General features: G+C 40.2%; 20 protein-coding genes and 1 tRNA gene. 8 read left to right on the top strand and 13 right to left on the bottom strand.

Going from position 1 to position 15914, the window contains the following annotated elements:
- The first annotated feature begins 236 nt into the window (after positions 1 to 236).
- Together QMN06_RS04120 and QMN06_RS04115 are read left to right on the top strand one after the other, a co-directional pair.
- Positions 237 to 647, top strand: coding sequence for a DUF6088 family protein (locus tag QMN06_RS04120; protein WP_281971269.1), 411 nt, complete (start codon positions 237 to 239; stop codon positions 645 to 647).
- Positions 634 to 1620 (top strand): nucleotidyl transferase AbiEii/AbiGii toxin family protein, encoded by a 987-nt coding sequence (locus QMN06_RS04115; protein WP_281971268.1) that lies wholly within the window; start codon positions 634 to 636, stop codon positions 1618 to 1620. Before QMN06_RS04120 ends, QMN06_RS04115 begins: the two co-directional genes overlap by 14 nt.
- A 17-nt stretch (positions 1621 to 1637) precedes the next feature.
- Here QMN06_RS04115 and QMN06_RS04110 read toward each other — a convergent pair.
- From QMN06_RS04110 to QMN06_RS04100, 3 genes are all read right to left on the bottom strand, one after another.
- A tRNA-His gene (locus QMN06_RS04110) sits at positions 1638 to 1713 on the bottom strand.
- A 279-nt stretch (positions 1714 to 1992) separates the two neighbouring features.
- Complete coding sequence (locus QMN06_RS04105) at positions 1993 to 2634, bottom strand: 1-acyl-sn-glycerol-3-phosphate acyltransferase (protein ID WP_281971267.1); 642 nt, start codon at positions 2632 to 2634, stop codon at positions 1993 to 1995.
- Positions 2627 to 3073 carry a DUF2244 domain-containing protein gene (locus tag QMN06_RS04100; RefSeq protein ID WP_281971266.1) on the bottom strand — a complete coding sequence of 149 codons (447 nt, stop codon included), beginning with the start codon at positions 3071 to 3073 and terminating at the stop codon, positions 2627 to 2629. Before QMN06_RS04100 ends, QMN06_RS04105 begins: the two co-directional genes overlap by 8 nt.
- 329 nt (positions 3074 to 3402) lie before the next feature.
- Here QMN06_RS04100 and QMN06_RS04095 point away from each other — a divergent pair, with 329 nt between their 5' ends.
- Genes QMN06_RS04095 through QMN06_RS04085 form a run of 3 tightly spaced genes read left to right on the top strand, consistent with a single transcriptional unit; the run spans position 3403 to position 4690 of the window.
- A complete protein-coding gene (locus tag QMN06_RS04095; RefSeq protein ID WP_281971265.1) occupies positions 3403 to 3792 on the top strand; it encodes a CoA-binding protein in 390 nt (129 codons plus the stop codon).
- Positions 3793 to 4383, top strand: coding sequence for a chalcone isomerase family protein (locus QMN06_RS04090; protein WP_281971264.1), 591 nt, complete (start codon positions 3793 to 3795; stop codon positions 4381 to 4383).
- 4 nt (positions 4384 to 4387) lie between these two features.
- Entirely contained in the window at positions 4388 to 4690 is a 303-nt protein-coding gene (locus tag QMN06_RS04085) for a 4a-hydroxytetrahydrobiopterin dehydratase (RefSeq protein ID WP_281971263.1), read from the top strand.
- Here the strand turns inward: QMN06_RS04085 and QMN06_RS04080 are convergent.
- The 5 genes from QMN06_RS04080 to QMN06_RS04060 are packed head-to-tail and all read right to left on the bottom strand — an operon-like array spanning position 4687 to position 8082.
- On the bottom strand, positions 4687 to 5187 hold the full coding sequence (locus tag QMN06_RS04080) for an arsenate reductase ArsC (RefSeq protein WP_281971262.1): 501 nt from the start codon (positions 5185 to 5187) through the stop codon (positions 4687 to 4689). The genes QMN06_RS04085 and QMN06_RS04080 overlap by 4 nt on opposite strands.
- Before the next feature lie 36 nt (positions 5188 to 5223).
- Positions 5224 to 5868 (bottom strand): LON peptidase substrate-binding domain-containing protein, encoded by a 645-nt coding sequence (locus QMN06_RS04075; protein ID WP_281971261.1) that lies wholly within the window; start codon positions 5866 to 5868, stop codon positions 5224 to 5226.
- Positions 5868 to 6497, bottom strand: a complete 630-nt coding sequence (locus tag QMN06_RS04070) for a glutathione S-transferase N-terminal domain-containing protein (protein WP_281971259.1) — start codon at positions 6495 to 6497, stop codon at positions 5868 to 5870. Before QMN06_RS04070 ends, QMN06_RS04075 begins: the two co-directional genes overlap by 1 nt.
- Positions 6498 to 7922: an exonuclease domain-containing protein gene (locus tag QMN06_RS04065; protein ID WP_281971258.1), complete on the bottom strand. Its 1425-nt coding sequence runs from the start codon at positions 7920 to 7922 to the stop codon at positions 6498 to 6500.
- Positions 7906 to 8082 (bottom strand): hypothetical protein, encoded by a 177-nt coding sequence (locus QMN06_RS04060; protein ID WP_281971257.1) that lies wholly within the window; start codon positions 8080 to 8082, stop codon positions 7906 to 7908. The genes QMN06_RS04065 and QMN06_RS04060 overlap by 17 nt, the downstream gene beginning before the upstream one ends.
- A gap of 37 nt (positions 8083 to 8119) precedes the next feature.
- Here QMN06_RS04060 and QMN06_RS04055 point away from each other — a divergent pair, with 37 nt between their 5' ends.
- Complete coding sequence (locus QMN06_RS04055) at positions 8120 to 8617, top strand: (2Fe-2S)-binding protein (protein WP_281971256.1); 498 nt, start codon at positions 8120 to 8122, stop codon at positions 8615 to 8617.
- 10 nt (positions 8618 to 8627) lie between these two features.
- Entirely contained in the window at positions 8628 to 10853 is a 2226-nt protein-coding gene (locus QMN06_RS04050; protein WP_281971255.1) for a molybdopterin cofactor-binding domain-containing protein, read from the top strand.
- A 51-nt stretch (positions 10854 to 10904) separates the two neighbouring features.
- On the opposite strand, the gene soxA is transcribed toward QMN06_RS04050, so the two are convergent.
- The 5 genes from soxA to QMN06_RS04025 form a co-directional block, all read right to left on the bottom strand.
- Positions 10905 to 11672 carry a sulfur oxidation c-type cytochrome SoxA gene (soxA, locus tag QMN06_RS04045; RefSeq protein ID WP_281971254.1) on the bottom strand — a complete coding sequence of 256 codons (768 nt, stop codon included), beginning with the start codon at positions 11670 to 11672 and terminating at the stop codon, positions 10905 to 10907.
- On the bottom strand, positions 11669 to 12010 hold the full coding sequence (gene soxZ / locus QMN06_RS04040) for a thiosulfate oxidation carrier complex protein SoxZ (RefSeq protein WP_281971253.1): 342 nt from the start codon (positions 12008 to 12010) through the stop codon (positions 11669 to 11671). The genes soxA and soxZ overlap by 4 nt, the downstream gene beginning before the upstream one ends.
- A gap of 2 nt (positions 12011 to 12012) precedes the next feature.
- The gene (locus tag QMN06_RS04035) at positions 12013 to 12462 is read right to left on the bottom strand and encodes a thiosulfate oxidation carrier protein SoxY (RefSeq protein WP_281971252.1); all 450 of its coding nucleotides are present in this window, start codon (positions 12460 to 12462) and stop codon (positions 12013 to 12015) included.
- A gap of 4 nt (positions 12463 to 12466) precedes the next feature.
- Positions 12467 to 12832 carry a sulfur oxidation c-type cytochrome SoxX gene (gene soxX, locus QMN06_RS04030; protein WP_281971251.1) on the bottom strand — a complete coding sequence of 122 codons (366 nt, stop codon included), beginning with the start codon at positions 12830 to 12832 and terminating at the stop codon, positions 12467 to 12469.
- Positions 12833 to 12933: 101 nt separating this feature from the next.
- On the bottom strand, positions 12934 to 14472 hold the full coding sequence (locus tag QMN06_RS04025) for a CYTH and CHAD domain-containing protein (RefSeq protein WP_281971250.1): 1539 nt from the start codon (positions 14470 to 14472) through the stop codon (positions 12934 to 12936).
- A gap of 211 nt (positions 14473 to 14683) precedes the next feature.
- On the opposite strand from QMN06_RS04025, the gene QMN06_RS04020 reads away from it, so the two are divergent.
- A complete protein-coding gene (locus QMN06_RS04020; RefSeq protein WP_281971249.1) occupies positions 14684 to 15913 on the top strand; it encodes an ectonucleotide pyrophosphatase/phosphodiesterase in 1230 nt (409 codons plus the stop codon).
- Position 15914: the final 1 nt, after the last annotated feature.

Below are 15914 nucleotides of genomic sequence, written 5' to 3'. Positions count from 1 at the left end.
CTGCCAAGGATAAGCTCTTCAAATTTTCAGGTTAAAAATTGTCGTGATTTTTTAAATTAATTCAGAACAAATAAAGTATCTTATTAAACCCCACCAACCTCATAGGTTTTAGAATCTTTTTTATTAATAAATTATTGTTTTATATGTACTTTATTATTTAAAAAATTTACAAAAATAAGACATTAGTGTCTTATTTTTGTATATAATATAAACTTGGAAATATAAGGGAGTTCCATATGGCTAAAGCAACAACCAAAGACCGAATATTGGCAAGCCTGCGCGGCACTAAGAGTAAAGTCTTTTTACGGGATGACTTCAATCGGTTTGGTACTTATCGCCAGGTCTGTCGCGTTGTCAAAGAACTATCCGATGAGGGCAAGTTAATACGCCTTGGCTATGGCACATATGTTAAAGCCCACCCTTCTACCATCTCTGGTAAACCAGTTGCGGATGAAAGCCTCATCAATATAGGACTTGAGACGATGCAGAAATTGGGGGTGAAGGCAGACGTAGGTAAAGACTTACGAGCCCTCTTTCAAGGCGAAAGTACACAAGTACCCATGGTTCCCGTAGTGAATATTGGCAAATCTAGGGTAAGCAGGAAAATTGCTTTAGGAAATAGAAAACTAGTCTATGAAAAAAATTAGTGAAAGACAACGGTTGCTAGTAATCGATCTAATTGCTGAAGAAGGGTTAAGCATTTCCGAATACGCCCTAGAAAAAGATTACATTGTTACCGATGCTCTTCAAGCAATATTTAGCCTTCAGCACCCACAATTTGATTTTGTCTTTTGCGGAGGTACTTGCTTTTCTAAAGCATATGGTGGTTTAGATCGAATTTCTGAAGATGTTGACATCAAGGTAATTCTCAAGCCAGGTGCAGTTCTCTCGAAATCAGAGTTGCGAGATGCATTAAGTAAATTAAAGCCAACTGTAATCTCAGCACTTGTTAAAGCAGGCTTTGATGAACAAGACATTAGCAAACAGGCTAGTGATGAAAACAAGTATCTTGTCTTTGATGCCGATTACGATACACACTTCATCAAAGCTAAAGAGATGCGCTCTAATATGAAATTAGAGCTTAATTACACGACTCTAGCCCTTGCTCCGCAAGATCAAACAATTGGACTTCTTCTTACGGGACTGTCCGATGGCAAGCCATACACATTCCAAACTAAATGCGTTGATTTACGTGAAGGTCTCATAGAAAAACTTATCTCATTTCCAAGAAGATTAGCTATGCATCTTGTTGATTCAAGTCGAGAGTTGGATAAAGCGTTGGTACGACACTTATTTGATGCGCACCAAATTATAAAAGCTCACCCTGGTGTTTTGGATGAAACCCAGCTACTTCAAAACATTTTCATTGGGAAATTAAATCAAGATGCAAAAGATTTTGCTAATCAGCATCCTGAATTTTTAGTTGATCCAATGGGTGAACTTCGTAAGGCGATGCTGTTTGCCAAGGAAAATCCAATAATCTCAACTATGTATATAAACTTTATACGGGATATGGTTTACAGTTCAAACCCACCATCATTTGATGAGGCATTCCAAACTTTTAATCTGAACCTAGAAGGACTATTACCCAAAGGTAAACTAAACTTCACTGCAAATTAAAAAGATGAACTGATTATTGGGGTGGCTGATGGGGCTCGAACCCACGACAACAGGAATCACAATCCTGGACTCTACCGACTGAGCTACAGCCACCATAGAAAAGATTACTATTCTACATCAAGTAGGCTGCGCAAACAATGCTCCTTCTCGAGAATTAAATACTGTCTTTGCAAATCCACTCTTTGCGACCAAACTCACCTAAGCTCTCATCAAAAATGAGCCAAACTAAAAATGATTTCAAACCAAAAGTCATTGTTTTCATGATGTATCTCCTTCGTTTATTGAGATACCAATATACTGTATATATACACAGTATTCAAGTGATTTTTTAGATTTTTGTTGTTTTTTTACTGTTTATATCTACAGTATAAATTATACATTCTTTTTACGATCCGATGGACTCCAAAACTCTACAGGAGCCATATTTTGTGGAAATCTGCCTACTTTTTCTTGATAATGCTGTCGAATCAATGACATATCAAGGGACTCATCACCCTGCAAATAAGCAAATTCAGTTACTCCCACCTCTTTTTTAGCATAATCTAAATAGGCAAAACCTACGGGATAACCTGTCAAAAGGGCTAAACGATAAAACCCACTTCTCCAACCGGGTGTTTTTTTTCTAGTACCCTCGGGTGTGATCACTAACCAAAAATACTCTTTTGATTGCATCTCATTAGCCAACTCCTCCACATAACCCTGAGGACTAGACCGAACTACCGGTATGCCGCCAACACGCTTTAACCACCAACCGACTAGCGGAATCTTAAATAAACTGTCTTTGGCCAAATAGTTGACTGGGATACCTATTGCCCACTTTGTCAAAATCCCTATAAAAAAATCAACATTCGATGTATGTGGATACACAATTAAAATGCCATGATTTCCGGGTAAACCGTCGAAATGTATTTGCCATCCTAGCAATTTCAATATCGAGCGACTCAGGCTACTGCCTGAAAATTGCAGCCACTTACTTTTATCCTGAATCCTATTGTCGGATTGTTCATTAGACATATTTTTTTAATTCCTGACGCAATTCTTGTAAAAACTCATTTCTCAATGAAACATGCATAAATTGCCCAATTTCAACATTCTGTCCCTGATACACCAGTGCAATTAATTTCCGAGGACTTAACAATCGCTCTAACCTTACCCATGTGGGATTAAATACTTGTCTCTTTACACTCCCCGCACTTGATGTCTCAATCACTAATTCACCGGTATTTAAGGTAATGCACTCGTAATCGGTTGCATGGCGTGCATAGATTAATAACGCGATGCCCAAAACAACCAACTCTAAAATGGTGAAGGGTAATACCAACCAAACACCTTGACTTAAAAAAAAGCCTGCGACAATCAAAGACAAGCTGGATTGAGCTAGATAAAATAAACCCACCTGCTTGGGCGTAAACGAGCAGTTTTTTTTAAATACCCATCGAACATGGGCACTCATAGAATTAATCATATTAATGAATTATATAAAAATTACATGTTTAGTGATTGCACTAATAACCCTTTGGGGATGTGATCGTCGCGATTATGTTACGTGGAAGTGCCAACCAAGTTCTCCAACAGAGAAACACTTTACGATGATTCTTGAAGGTTCCAATCTTAAGATCGATCAAAACCAATATAGCTACTGTGGGAGCTTAGGGCCTGTTAGCTACTTCAATCAAGAGTGCCCGCCTATCATTGATCGGTCCGAATTTGTATTTGAACAAAAATTAGGTATATTAATGATAAAAGGTGTACGCTATCAATGTAATCCTTTATAAATAATAAATGAGCCAATTTAAATCACTTCTTGAAAACACCCAAGTCATTGCCGTAGTAGGCTTATCCAATAATCCGGAGAAAGCTTCCTTTCGGGTCTCTGAATATATGCAACAGCGGGGATACACCATTGTTCCTGTGAACCCTAATGAAGTAAATATTTTGGGTGAAAAATGCTACCCTTCCTTAGAGGCAATTCCTCATCCAGTAGATATGGTCAATGTTTTTCGCCCTGCCAAAGATTGCCCAGAAATTGCCCATAGTGCAGTGACCATCAACGCCAAATCCATATGGTTACAACTCGGCATTGTGAGTGAAGAAGCACAAGATTTAGCAGCTCAAGCAGGTCTTGATTTTGTGATGGATCATTGCCTCAAAATTGAATACCAAAATTCATAAATGAAGTTCTTAAATACATTAACTAAGCAAGTAACTGTACAAGTAACTAAGCTATTTACTGTATTCATATTTTGCAGCTCCGTTTCTGCAGCGGGCCAATCCTTTGAACTTCAAGAGCTTAAACCCTATTTAAACAATCCCAAACTCGTTGGTACCGGACCTTTAACCTACTTGGGTTTTAAGGTCTATGAAGCATACTTCTACAGCACAGATGATTTAGGAAAAGCGGGATTTGCACTTCGACTTGATTACGTTCGTAAAGTATCGAATGAAGATTTAGTCAAAGCGACGATAAAACAAATGATTCGATTGGGTGGATCAGAAAATGAAATTGCAAAATGGCAAAACGAATTAGAAAAAATCTATCCCAATGTAGATCAAGGTCATCATATTACTGCGATTTATCAACCATCTGGATCGACTACATTTATCCATAATGGAAAATTGGCTGGAAAAATTAATGATCAACAATTTTCAAAAATATTCTTTAGCATTTGGTTTGATCAAAAAACAAACTCCCCTGATTTACGCACAAAACTTTTAGGGGAATTATGCCCGCCAAGCATTATTTCGAACTCCTGTATAAAATAAAAATATGAGAACACTTTTGACATCCCTAGAACGCAAGAATCTTCAAACCACCATGCCCAGTTGGGAATTTGTTGATGGTATTGATGCTATTCACAAGAACTTTTTATTTAAAGACTTTAAAGAGGCTTTTAGTTTTATGACCAAGGTAGGTGATATTGCTGAAGAAATGAACCATCACCCAGAATGGTTTAATGTTTGGAATCGCGTAGAAATTCGCTTATCAACCCATGACTCTAAAGGCTTAACGCAATTAGATGTCAGTCTCGCCAAACGGATCGACGAGACTTATACACTCATCAAAAATTAAGCTTTTTGACCGATCTTAGTCACTTCGTGATGGATCGCCATCTTATCTAAATCTTCCATCGGCAAATCTAAAAGAAGATCTAAACGGCTACGAAGACCCATTTCAACACTTACAAATGCTTCACGAATTTCTTCTTCGGTACCAGTGACTTTAGTTGGATCAGGAAAACTCCAATGAGCAGAGACAGGATCACCCTTCCATTCAGGAGCTGATTCTTTTGCAGCGTCATCACACAAAGTAATGACAAAGTCCATTTCTGGGGCATCTGGAGCCATATACTCGTTCCAATCCTTTTTACGCATCTTTTGCGTTGAATAACCCATATCATGGACTAGCTCTACAACCATTGGATGAACATCTTCACCTTTAGTGTGCTCAGTACCTGCCGAGTGCCCGATAAAACGTCCATGACTTAGAGTATTGGCAATAGCTTCAGCTAACTGTGAACGTGCAGAGTTACCAGTACACACAAACAGGATATTGTATTTTTTGCTCATTTGTCTTTCCTTTAATTTAATTACCAAACATGATTATTACGAAAGATTGTGAATGTTTTGTATTCCGATTTCTTCTAAGATATCGACTACCAAATCTAAACGCAACCGTGGATTTGCTAGACCTAATAAATGCTCCCGTTGTCCTGCTGACATGGGTAATATCTCACACCAACGATTGGCTACCCAGCCACAGTCATTCAGTAAATAGGGCGCCATAAATGGCATTTGTTGCTCTGTCAATCCTTGCTTAGTCATCGCTTGAATTACTTTTTGTAAAGTATCAGCAGCAACTCTTAACTCAGGTGGTATAGACATTGCCTCATCATCTTCCATCGTCTCAACATCTGCAACCCACAAGCCATTCTTTTTCCGCTCACAACCACGAATCGTAAAACGCGAACCACCTTGGCACTGGATAAAATAGAGACTAGGCTGTACAGCATCAAAATGCGTAATATTAGCAAAAGTTCCAACCCTCGCAAAACTGATTTTTTCATGCGGGGTTCGGACTTCATTCCCTTGGTCAAGAGTCACAATTCCAAAGGGGGTATTTTCTCTGACACAGGTTTTAATCATGTCTAAATATCTAACTTCAAATATCTTGAGACTTAAAAGTCCAGAAGGATAAAGGGTATTTCCTAAAGGAAACAAAGGTAAAGTTATAAATTCAGTGTTGTTCATTATTCAGCATCTCTCCATATTGGATACTTTGCCATAACCTGATGAAACAAATCTGACAGGATGAAGAAGTTTAGCCACTCAGCAAGCTTTTTTAGGGGTAATTCATGAAACTTTTTTGAATCACTTGCCATAAACTGTCGAACGAATGGAAAAAGAGCAATATCTAACATACTGATTTTGTCACCTAATAAAAAAGTTTTGTTTTCCAGTATCTCATTAAGGGGTAGTAAATATAAGTTCATCGCAGCATCTAAAACCTCTGCTCTTACAAGCTCTGGGAATCTTTCTGGATATTTATATTGGTCTAATAGTTGCTTAAATGACCCATCATTGACCTCTATCCACCTCTCCATCTCCAGTCTTTGAAATGAATCTTTTTCCGGCAACCACTGTTGCGGATCATTCTGATCTAAAGCCCAATACATCACATCGATGCTTTGATCAATCACCAATTGATTCTTTGTCAACAAAACTGGTACGGTGCCTTTCGGTGAGATCGTCAACATACTCTGAGGTTTAGAGCGTAATTCAATTTCCCGAATCTCCACATCAATTTTGGCATAAATCAGCGCACATCTTGCTCGCATCGCATACGGGCACCTTCGGTAAGAATAGAGAATGTGTTTCAACTAATCATCCACGCTCAGACGTTGTTGACGCGATGGTAGTTGAACCACGCGTTGTGGTGGTAATGTCTTCAGATATTTCTTGATCATCTTATAGATATCTAAATCAAACTCAGGCTTACCCCCTTGAATTAATTCATACACCTCGTCTTCATTAAAGGCTGAACCAAGATAACACCAATGATCAATAACATGGATTTGGCCTCCCTCTTGAATACCGACGGGTCCACGATAGGGCCAAACTTGCACTTTAAACTTTGATAGTACCGTTTGTAATCGTAAGTGATATTGTGACAACGCTTCTTCGCCTACACAGGCGCCGGAACATTGCTTGACTTGATAACCAAAACAAGGCTTACCAGGTGCAATTTTTTCAAGCCCCAACAAGCCCTCACATAATTGATTCTTTTTCGCCAAACTTTGTAAAGTTTGTAATGCCTCTCTTCTGCTGTAAAAAAGTCCGTATAAGTTTTCTTGAACACCCGGTTGTAAATCTTGATGTCGCACTAATGCAGGAGTTAATACGCCATATTCATTGAGATTCATTTGCCAAGCACATAAGTCTCTTGAACGACGTAACTTCACATTCATACTAGGCAATTGCTCTTTGATTAATCGTGATTCAAGCAATAAGGCACCAATTTCACCTGAAGTTTCTATCCAATCAATGTCTTTCACTTGCATTGCCAACTTCATTTCTTTTCGTACTTTTAAAGCACTCGAAAAATGACTCATGACTCTAGTTTTCATGGAGTTACTTTTACCAATATATAAAGGCCTACGATTTTCAGCATAAAAAATATAGACGCCTGGTTTTTCAGGAATCTCGTCGACTAATTTAGCATCAATGTTTGGTGGCAAAGATGGGCTTTGCAACAACTCTTGAACCGCTTGACGCATTCGATCTTCCCCAAATTGCGCAAGACATGTTTGCCAAAATTGCTGGAGAACATCGGCATCCCCAAGTGCCCGATGACGACTAGATACGTGTAACCCATGAGTTGCAATGATGGTGTCTAAGTTATGCCTTGCCTGAGTCGGAAAAAGAAGTCGGGATAATTTCACGGTACAGATGACTTTTGCTCGAAAATCTATACCCATCCTCTCAAATGAGGCTTTAATAAATCCATAATCAAATCGCGCATTATGAGCAATAAAAATCTTATCTTTTAACTCAAGCAATATTTCAGAACTAAGATCTTCAAAACTAGGCTTACTAATTACCATGGCAGGAGTAATACCAGTTAATTGTTGAATGTTTTGAGGTATTCCTGTACCTGGATTGATGAGCTGTTCCCATTGATGGGACTCGCCTTCGTGATGGGTAATAATACCGATCTCCGTAATGCGATCCCTATCAGGGTTTCCCCCAGTGGTTTCAATATCGACAAAAGCCAGTGGCGGGAAATGATCAATCAGTGAGCGCATCGTAAAACGATAATGGATTTACCATCTTTTCGCTTGTTATATTGATATTTTGTTGTAATCGACGATTCGATGGATACCCATCACTCTTTAACATTTTTGGTAATGTTTGTGAACCTAATAATTTTTGTAATAAATTGTGTGGTGAAACAATTTCTAACATAAAATGATTCTTAGTAAAAAAACCAAGGGAGATGAAGATGCAATTAACTGTTAACAACCAGGTTCACAATATCGACATTGAACCTAATATGCCCCTTCTGTGGGCGATTCGTGAAATCATCGGCTTAACTGGCACCAAATATGGTTGTGGTATTGCTCAATGCGGCGCATGTACGGTCTATATGAATGGCGAGCCTGTGCGCTCCTGCTCCATTCCTGTCTCTGCTGTGGGTAGCATGAAAATCACTACGATTGAAGCTCTCTCTCCTGACAATACTCATCCTGTGCAAAAAGCATGGATCGCCTTAGATGTTCCACAATGTGGCTATTGCCAATCCGGTCAAGTGATGGCTGCCGCAGCTCTTCTGAAGCGGATTCCTAAACCAACGGATGCTGATATCGATAATGCGATGTCTAATATCTGCCGTTGTGGAACTTACCAAAAAATCCGTGATGGAATCCATGTGGCATCGGGTAAGAAAAAATTAGCTGATGTGCTCGCTCAATATGATGCAACACCCCAAACACGCGGTTAAGGAGATACATATGACTACAAATACAATTAATAGTACTTCACGTCGCCGTTTTATTATTGACACATCGCTTGCTGGTGGTGGTCTGATGATTGGCTTAGGTTCTATGCCACTGACTGCTTTGGCACAGAAAGCGAAAACTGTAGCTTATAACCCAAACACCATCATGAATGCGGGTGATCCTGAGGTTAATGCTTGGGTCAATATCAAACCGGATGAAACAGTAGTGATTCGTATAGCCCGAACAGAGATGGGTCAAGGAACGCGAACGGGTTTGGCGCAAATGGTCACTGAAGAGTTAGATTGCAATTGGAAAAACGTGATTACAGAATCTCCTACGCCGGGTCAAAGCGTCGCACGTAAGCGCGCCTGGGGCGAAATGAGCACTGGGGGAAGTCGTGGTATTAGAATCTCAGAAGATTATGTTCGTCGTGGTGCCGCGGCAGCAAAAATCATGCTGATGCAAGCAGCCGCTAATGAACTCAATGTTCCTGTCAGTGAGCTCACCGTCAATAAGGGTGTCATTACGCATGCCAAATCTGGTAAAAAAACGACCTATGGTCGTGTTGCAGAAGCGGCATCTAAGCTAACGCCCCCAGATCCAAAATCCATCACCTTAAAAGATCCAAGAACTTGGAAAGTAGCAGGACAACCCTATGCACGTCTTGATACTGCCAATAAAGTTAATGGCACTAAAATCTATGGTGCCGATTTGCAATTACCAGGCATGCTCTGTGCTGCTGTCAAGGCCTGCCCTGTCTTTGGTGGCAAGCTGGTTAGCTATGATGAAGCGAAAGTGAAAAACTTACGCGGGGTCAAAGGAGTTGTTAAAGTCAACGACTTTTCCGTTGCTGTCGTGGCCGATACTTGGTGGCGCGCTAAAACGGCTCTTGAGTCGTTGCCCATTGTTTGGGATGAAGGCAAAGGTGCCAACACTTCCCAATCCGATATTGAAAAAATGCTCAAAGATGGTCTTCTAGAAGAAGGTAATTTTTGGCAGCGTAAAGAGGGTGATGCATTAGCCGACATTAAAAATGCCGCGAAAAAAGTCGAGGCTGTTTATTTCACGCCATACCGCTCACACGCTTGCATGGAACCGATGAATGCAACGGTTCGTATTGGTAACGACCGTGCTGAGGCATGGGTTCCAACACAAAACGGTGAAGCTTCACATGCGGCTTTAGCTGAAGCGGCAGGTCTGCCACTTGAGAAGTGTGAAATTTATAAACTTGATCCTGGAACTGGTCTCGGTCGTCGTGGCGGTACACAAGAATATGTTAGTCAGGCGGTTGCGATTGCTAAACAGTTTCCTGGTGTTCCTGTCAAAATGCTCTGGAGTCGTGAAGAGGATATGACGCATGATTACTACCATCCAATCGCGATGGCAAAAATGTCTGCTGGTCTTGACGGAAGTGGCAATATCACTGGGATGCATATCAAGGTCGCAGGTCAATCGATTAATGCGACTGTCAGCCCAATGGCCATTAAAGATAATAAAGATGTACGTCAGATGCAAGGCTTTTATGCTGAAGCAGGCGATGCACAACTTGGCTATCAATTTCCCTCACTACTCACTGAATACGTGATGAAAAACACCCATGTTCCTGTTGGTCCATGGCGTGGCGTGAACACCAATCAAAACGGCATTTTTATGGAATGCTTCATGAATGAGTGCGCGGTAGCTGCAAACAAAGATCCTTTAGCTTATCGTCAAGCTCTGATGCAAAAGTTTCCGAAACATTTAGGAGTTTTAAATGCTGCGGCAAAAAAAGCTAATTGGGGATCGACTTTACCAGCGGGAGTGCACCGCGGAATCGCTCAGTTCATGGGATACGCTAGTTATTCTGCTTGCGTAGCTGAAGTTTCCGTCACGGGCAATATGGTCAAAGTTCATCGTTTAGTATTTGCGTTAAACTCCGGACATGTTGTCAATCCTTGGTTAGTTCGTGAACAAATTGAAGGTTCCGTACCAATGGCTTTAGGCTCTATTTTCAATCCAGAAATCACGGTAGAAAATGGTCGTATTAAGCAAACCAATTTTGACTCCTATCCGATGTTAAAACTTGCCTCAACACCGCATGTAGAGTCAGTTTTAGTTCCAACATATGACTTCTGGGGTGGCGTTGGTGAGCCAACGATTTGCGTTGTAGGACCTGCAATTATCAATGCGATTTCTACAGCGCTGGGCAAGCCAATGCGCAACTTCCCTCTTTATAGAGAAAATTTAACCTTGGCTTAAGTTGAGTGATTTTGCTGCATAAAGGGTCACAAATAGTGGCCCTTTTATCTTCTATCTTCTGAGTGATGGTCCATCCCACGGCATTCCTTCAGAACGTTTTTTCAAAAAGAGTTCAAGTGCGCGAAGTTCAGGGCTTTGGGCTGCTGGAACACTCGCTTGAACACCTGAATAACATGCCCGAAGACGACGATCTAGATTACCCATCGTTTGCCATGAAAAACGGTAGATAGGAAATCCCGTTAAAAAGGCTGGACTCACTACATCGGATCGTAAATTTTTACCAATCTGTTGATCATGGCACTGAGTGCAAGATAAATTTAAGCGCCCCTGACGACGGACATAAATCTGCGCGGCTAGATTCATTTGCTCTTGCCAATGTTTTTTTATCATTGGGTCTTGTGGTTCACGCACCTGGATTGACATTCCCTTGGCAGCATCTGATAAAAATACGGACATCGTTAACACTTCAGACGCGTCACTCGATATGGCTTTATCACTTTTTTTAGACCAACATTCTGCAATTTGGTCTTCTAAGTTAATAAGCTTACCTGATGTCGGTGAGGAACTTTTCCAAGTAGGAAACTGTACAACAGCTTTTGCTGTTTCAGATACAGACTGATGACACTCTTGACACTGCGATTTCCATACCTCTTGCCCCTGATCTAACCATAATGAAATGGGACTTAAGCTTGCATCATGTTGCTGTCGCAGCATGTCTGGGCTTAAAAAAGTATTACCAGATTGACGGGATGGTTGTGCCTGAGATTGAAGAGTAATACAAAAAAAACTACAAGAGACAAAGATTGCAAATAACTTCATGCCACTACGAGCATTTTTTCAGCTCGTCCCTGAGCGCCTTGATCATCCAACCACTCTACAGAAACCATGCCACCTTTTGCTGGCACTTCCATAAAGACACTCATTAAAGGATTTGCCGCAATCCCTGTTCCGAGTTTTGCAATCATGATGGGTTCTTGATTGAACTTAATGATAATACTGTCAATGATATTTTTGGGGATGCGTTCATTCCCATCACCACCAAGTCGGTAACCAGTTTCCATCGGGTGAGCAATTAACACTCTGATTTCGACCACTTGGCCAACAATTGGAGTACCAATAATGTTTAAACGAATCGGATGTTGATTGAGAGTTGCCATATTTAGGTTGCGTCAAAACACGCATTTAAAGTAACAACACAATGCAAGGATTGAGCCATTTTCGAGCCATCTTCCAAAGTTGCAATGACCCAAACATCTTGGCTGAGCGCTAAACGAATCCGAGTTGCAAATTGGTAGTTTACTTGAGATTTCGGCAGGGAAACTTTCAAGACCATCGGATTGGGATTTTCTGGAGCAACAATCTCAAATGACTGTATTTTTTGGGGGGCTGGGGCTTTAAAAACAATCCCCATCGGAATTGAGTTCCCAGTATCCGCTAATGGTGGCATATCTATTTTGATGCCATCACTTTTTTGATAGCGTTTTACCAATTCTTTTTGCTCGTATTGCGCCTCACTCTCACTTGCCAAAGCTAGGCCAAAATATGGAACAGTCAAAGATAAACTAATCCCTTTTAGAATCGTTCGTTTGCGGTATTGAACTGACTTCATGGGTTCATTTTAGGGTTAATAATGCCTCAACAACCAAAGCAATTTGTTCTTGAGTCAAGAGTGTATTTGCTTGATTCGGTATTGTAATATCCTCTAGACTACCATAAGGCGGCATGAATGTCTGCGGACGAATTTTTCTTGCATCAGTCACCCACTGAGTCATTAGTGCTTGGTTATATTTACTACCTACTTTACTTAAATCTGGACCGAAATTGCCTTGCTTTTCAAGAGAAATTACAGGATTTGAAGCAGACTTATCAATTTGATGACAGGTGACGCAATTTCCTAAGTTCCTGTTGTAAATAATCTCAAAACCACGCCCTACTCTATCAGCGTAGATGGTTTGAGCATGCGTTATGCTGCAGTTCAACAAAAACCCTAACAGTAAGTATTTTATGTAGTATGTCCGAAGGCTCATCAGCTAATCCCAATAGATTAGCTTATTGTGCCACTACTAGAAAAAAATATCTTTTAGGCTTTCCAGGGGGCTTTTAAATCAGTCAGGCCAGAAAGAACTTTTGGCATCATAGACAAATAACCGCTTTGACGGCCAATGACCCACGCCTGAGCGATATCCACGTGGTCCAAATTACGCTGGGCTAATAACGCTTCTGCTGTCGCTAGATCATTCATTTTCCCAAGCAATTCCTGAGCTCGAGCTAAGGACTTCATGTAACGTGAAATCCTTTTTCTTGGATAAAGCTCCATAAAAAAATCAAATGAATAACGTAGTTTTTTCAGATCGAGGCGCAATTGATGACTTTGCTCTAAATTACGATTAGGTACTAATACTTCCCTCATAAAACGACGATGCTTGCGCCTTAAAAGTCGAGTCGCAAACTGTTGTGTATCTTCTTCAACAATTGGCTCGGTTGTACTTTGACTTTCTAAAATCATTTTTTGACGATTCTTAACTTCTGGATGGGTATCCAAACTCATGACCGCTTCGGCAAAAGAAATTAACTTAACGGAATAAGCACGACTGCTAAAGCTGGCCACAGCATATGTATGTGCTTTAGCGCGCTGTTGGGAAGCAAATTTTTCTAAAGATTCAATCTCTTGATTATTTGGAAAGGCTTCTTTTAAATGTGGCAAGAGTTCACTGCAAAACACATCCCAATTACGTGCATCACCCAATTCGTTGGCTAAATCTCGCCAAACCCCATTCCATTGATTGACAAAACTCATTGGCAATACTGGCGAGAACAATTTAATCGCTGAACGAATTCTACGCATGGCTACACGTGCTTGATGAATATATTCATCATCATCGTCCCTAACAATACCTACATCATTAATTTGCAGATGACTCAAACACTCTAAACAAACGCGCTCAAAAGTTTCTAGAGGCGATGACTTGGGATTAATTTCAAGCGAAGGTGGCTTGAGGGGACTTGGCTGAATATCTTGAAAGAGTTTATAACCCCTAGCAGCTTTAGAATCATCACTGGGGTGCAAACGAACTCTACGACTTAAAACTCTCGCCAAGCTAAACAACGTAACTGGACTTCCCTCTTTAAGCTCAAGTTCAACTTCACTGATTGCTTCTTCATATAGCTGACCATCACGCCTTGTGACAATCGTTCCTTGATCAACTGCAATTTCAATTTTGGCACCACGGAACAAAACTTCCCAAGAACGTCTTATAAAGTCCGTTGTAAAAATAGGAATTAGCTGAGGCGATAATAAAGTCATTTTTTGCGCAATGACTGGATCATCCACTAAAGTCTGAAAATCGAACTGTCCTTGAACAGTTGGAGCCTCCCATTCTGAACGCTGTGATAGACCGCCGGTATTGGTATGATTTATTTTTAAAGTTAACAACAGTTTTCTGAGAATCTTACGTTCCCTAACTGCAATACCCTGACGCATTAAAGTTAACTCGTTCGTATCGTAATAGATGTTGTAAAGCTTTTGCCTCTTTCCAGTAGTTTGTAGTAAAGGATGTTCCAGAAGAAGGGGTAATTCTTTTGCGTTAAAGCTGAGTTTGAGTTCGGTTTCGATAGACACTGTTCTTAATTTACCTTTAAAAATAAAATATAAATTGTTTAAGACGAAATTTTAATCTTTTTGTAACAAAAATACTATCTAGATTTTATAAATGTAAAAGAATTTTTAATGACAAATTCATGTATAGCGAAATTAGTTGATATAAACATAATGGATGTTATCGAAGGAATATGACGACTCTTCTATCAAATGGATGTGTCAAAATAACCATATGCTTAAAAAACTATCTTTCTGCCTATTTTTGGCCTTTATCATTAGCGCTTGCACGACTGGCATTGCGCCTACGATTCAGACCAGTAAAGATCCAAAACCACTCACCCTACTCATTTCGATAGACGGATTTAAACCAGAGTATTTGCAACAAGAATCTTCTCCAACTCTCTATCAACTTGCTCAACAGGGAACTTCATCAAAAGGTATTCAACCTGTTTTTCCAAGCTATACTTTCCCTAATCACTACAGCATCGTCACTGGCCTATATCCGGACCATCATGGCATCGTCAATAACTCCATGAAAGATCCTCAAATACCTGAACCATTTCGTCTTTCATCTAAGTCAGCTGTAGCTAATTCCGCTTGGTGGGAGGATGGTACTCCGGTTTGGGTTACTGCTCAGAAAAACGGTCTTATCACTTCCACCTTATTTTGGCCAGGATCTGAAGCAAAAATCAAAGGAGTCCAACCTAATGATTGGTTGGTCTATGATAAAAACATGTTACCTCCTGAGAGGGTCAAGACCTTACTAGATTGGCTTAATCGCCCCAATGATCGCCGCGCAGATTTTGCAACACTATATTTTGAGGATGTAGACTCGATGGGTCACAGATATGGTCCAAAAAGTAATGAAGTCAAACGCGCGGTTCATGAAATTGATCACGCAATTGAAAACTTAATTCAAGGATTAGACCGCCTCCATCTTTTGCCAACAACCACTATCCTCATTGTTTCAGACCACGGTATGGTAGAGGTTCCCTCCAATCAAAGGATTCAATTAAAAAGCCTTTTAACCTCATTTGATAAACCAAGTATTGAATGGCAAGGACCACTGGCAGGCATCAATCTAAATGGTGAAAAACCACTTCCTGTTCTCAATGCCCTTAACCAGAATAAAAACATACAATGCTGGCAAAAAAATAATATTCCCAGTAATTATCATTTTGGCACCCATAAAAGAATTCCAGATATTGTCTGCCTAGCTAACCTTGGATATGCCATGGTAGATAGTAATCTGCCGTTCACGATTCCAGGTCAGCATGGATTTGACCCAGAATTAAAGGATATGCATGGGATTTTTATCGCTTCAGGCTACCGCATCAAACGCACTCAATTAGATGTCTTTGAAAATATCGAGATCTATCCTCTACTCTGCCATTTACTGAATTTACCAGCAGAAAAAAATGACGCCAAAGATATCTTGTATCGTCAAATCATAAATAAATGAT

It is taken from the genome of Polynucleobacter sp. SHI8, assembly GCF_027944005.1.
In the GTDB taxonomy this organism is placed as follows: domain Bacteria; phylum Pseudomonadota; class Gammaproteobacteria; order Burkholderiales; family Burkholderiaceae; genus Polynucleobacter.
This window is presented reverse-complemented; position numbering and strand designations above follow the sequence as displayed.

Bases quoted from the DNA above. Each gene is read 5' to 3' on its own strand.
- QMN06_RS04120 (WP_281971269.1), top strand. From the start codon at position 237: ATGGCTAAAGCAACAACCAAAGACCGAATATTGGCAAGCCTGCGCGGC.
- QMN06_RS04115 (WP_281971268.1), top strand. From the start codon at position 634: ATGAAAAAAATTAGTGAAAGACAACGGTTGCTAGTAATCGATCTAATT.
- QMN06_RS04105 (WP_281971267.1), bottom strand. From the start codon at position 2,634: ATGTCTAATGAACAATCCGACAATAGGATTCAGGATAAAAGTAAGTGG.
- QMN06_RS04100 (WP_281971266.1), bottom strand. From the start codon at position 3,073: ATGAGTGCCCATGTTCGATGGGTATTTAAAAAAAACTGCTCGTTTACG.
- QMN06_RS04095 (WP_281971265.1), top strand. From the start codon at position 3,403: ATGAGCCAATTTAAATCACTTCTTGAAAACACCCAAGTCATTGCCGTA.
- QMN06_RS04090 (WP_281971264.1), top strand. From the start codon at position 3,793: ATGAAGTTCTTAAATACATTAACTAAGCAAGTAACTGTACAAGTAACT.
- QMN06_RS04085 (WP_281971263.1), top strand. From the start codon at position 4,388: ATGAGAACACTTTTGACATCCCTAGAACGCAAGAATCTTCAAACCACC.
- QMN06_RS04080 (WP_281971262.1), bottom strand. From the start codon at position 5,187: ATGAGCAAAAAATACAATATCCTGTTTGTGTGTACTGGTAACTCTGCA.
- QMN06_RS04075 (WP_281971261.1), bottom strand. From the start codon at position 5,868: ATGAACAACACTGAATTTATAACTTTACCTTTGTTTCCTTTAGGAAAT.
- QMN06_RS04065 (WP_281971258.1), bottom strand. From the start codon at position 7,922: ATGCGCTCACTGATTGATCATTTCCCGCCACTGGCTTTTGTCGATATT.
- QMN06_RS04060 (WP_281971257.1), bottom strand. From the start codon at position 8,082: ATGTTAGAAATTGTTTCACCACACAATTTATTACAAAAATTATTAGGT.
- QMN06_RS04055 (WP_281971256.1), top strand. From the start codon at position 8,120: ATGCAATTAACTGTTAACAACCAGGTTCACAATATCGACATTGAACCT.
- QMN06_RS04050 (WP_281971255.1), top strand. From the start codon at position 8,628: ATGACTACAAATACAATTAATAGTACTTCACGTCGCCGTTTTATTATT.
- soxA (WP_281971254.1), bottom strand. From the start codon at position 11,672: ATGAAGTTATTTGCAATCTTTGTCTCTTGTAGTTTTTTTTGTATTACT.
- soxZ (WP_281971253.1), bottom strand. From the start codon at position 12,010: ATGGCAACTCTCAATCAACATCCGATTCGTTTAAACATTATTGGTACT.
- QMN06_RS04035 (WP_281971252.1), bottom strand. From the start codon at position 12,462: ATGAAGTCAGTTCAATACCGCAAACGAACGATTCTAAAAGGGATTAGT.
- QMN06_RS04020 (WP_281971249.1), top strand. From the start codon at position 14,684: ATGCTTAAAAAACTATCTTTCTGCCTATTTTTGGCCTTTATCATTAGC.